This is a genomic window from Desulforegula conservatrix Mb1Pa (assembly GCF_000426225.1).
Taxonomy (GTDB): Bacteria; Desulfobacterota; Desulfobacteria; order Desulfobacterales; family Desulforegulaceae; genus Desulforegula; species Desulforegula conservatrix.
This window is the reverse complement of record NZ_AUEY01000176.1, coordinates 1-1,402: the sequence shown is the minus strand read 5'-3', so window position 1 is coordinate 1,402 and position 1,402 is coordinate 1. Positions and strand designations below refer to the sequence as shown.

The window sequence follows — 1,402 nt, the reverse complement described above, 5'->3', positions numbered from 1 at the left end:
TTTATTATTTCTGTCAGCCTGTTCAGCATTGTATCCAGGGCAATCATAAGTTTGTCCTGGTTGGATCTTTTTTGTATGTCGATGGTCAGATCCCCATTTGCAATGGCTTCGGCCACAGAAGTGATTTCGTTATTTGCGTCAATCAGAACATTGATATTGTTTTTTATTTCTTTGAAGTCGCCGTTGTAGTTGTCTGTAATCTTTGGAGGAATATCGCCCTTGCTGATACGGTCAACATATTCGGCTGAAACATTGAGCGGTCCGATAACTGCATCGAGGGTGCTGTTAACGCCTTCTATTATTCTGCGGAAATCGCCCTGATGCTTGGTGGCGTCTGCTCGAGTTGCAAGTTTGCCTTCAACCGCTGCTTTGGAGAGTGTCGTTGCATCTTCAATTACTTTCTGAATGGCCGTAACCATTTTTGACATAGCTTTCTGAAGCATCCCCGGTTCATCATTTGCTGTTGTATCAAATTCAATATCCGTGTCTCCGGAGGCAATCTTCTCTGCTGCTTTCATGCATGCAAGTACCGGCGCGGTTATTGATTTTGCAATGCCAATGGCCGTAAAAAGAGCAGCAATAAGGCCTATGCCCATGGTAATTATAATCCATGTTTTGACAGATTTCCCCATGTTATTAGCAGCTACATCCATATCTTCCGTGGTTTTATTATTGATTTCAATAATTTTACCAAACAGTTCCTCAACAGATCTGAAAGCTATCGAGTTCTTTTTTAAAACCTGTTCACTCATTTGTTCATATAGTTTAGGGTCTTTGGATTCACGATACTGCTCGCTTATTGAAACAAAGGTTTCCATGCCTTTTTTCCATTCAGCCCATGCAGGGGTAAACTGCTTGAGGATTTGTATTTCTTCAGGTGTATGAGGCAAAGGTTCATAAATAAGCCAGCCTTTTTCGGCTTTTCCAAATTCATCTTTTATGTGTTTGTATTCTCTTTGTATTCGATCTTTGTCCAGGTCAAGGTAAAGAAGAGTTCTTTCTGCTGCTTTTACAGCAGTTTGAGCTTGTTCCATCATCCCTAAAGCCTTCATGCTTGGCATTCTTATTCGAGATATTTCGTCTATTTTATGATTAAGCTCAACTGCGCCAATGAATCCAACGACTCCAATAATCATGGCAATGGAGCAAACCATCAGAAAACCCGCCGTTAATTTTTTCGCAATTTTTAGATTTTTGAACCATTTCATAATCCCATCCCTTTTCAGATATACTCATCAATGTCACAGCTTGAACATTTGAAATGAGTCAGGCCGTTTGAATGGCAAGAATGTTGTTGCATCATTACAGGAAAACCCTTTTGAAAAAGGGTTTTCCAGACCTTTCCCAAAACTTTTATGGTTTTTTTATTACGAGTTGAGAACATATGTTTTTAAAGCAAAAG

The 1,402-nt window shown here is 39.7% G+C and carries 1 protein-coding gene; it reads right to left on the bottom strand.

What is annotated here, in order from left to right; genetic code table 11:
* Positions 1-1,208: MCP four helix bundle domain-containing protein (locus K245_RS0121680; protein WP_027360823.1), on the bottom strand; the 1,208-nt coding region annotated here is incomplete at its 3' end.
* Between the last annotated feature and the right edge of the window lie 194 nt (positions 1,209-1,402).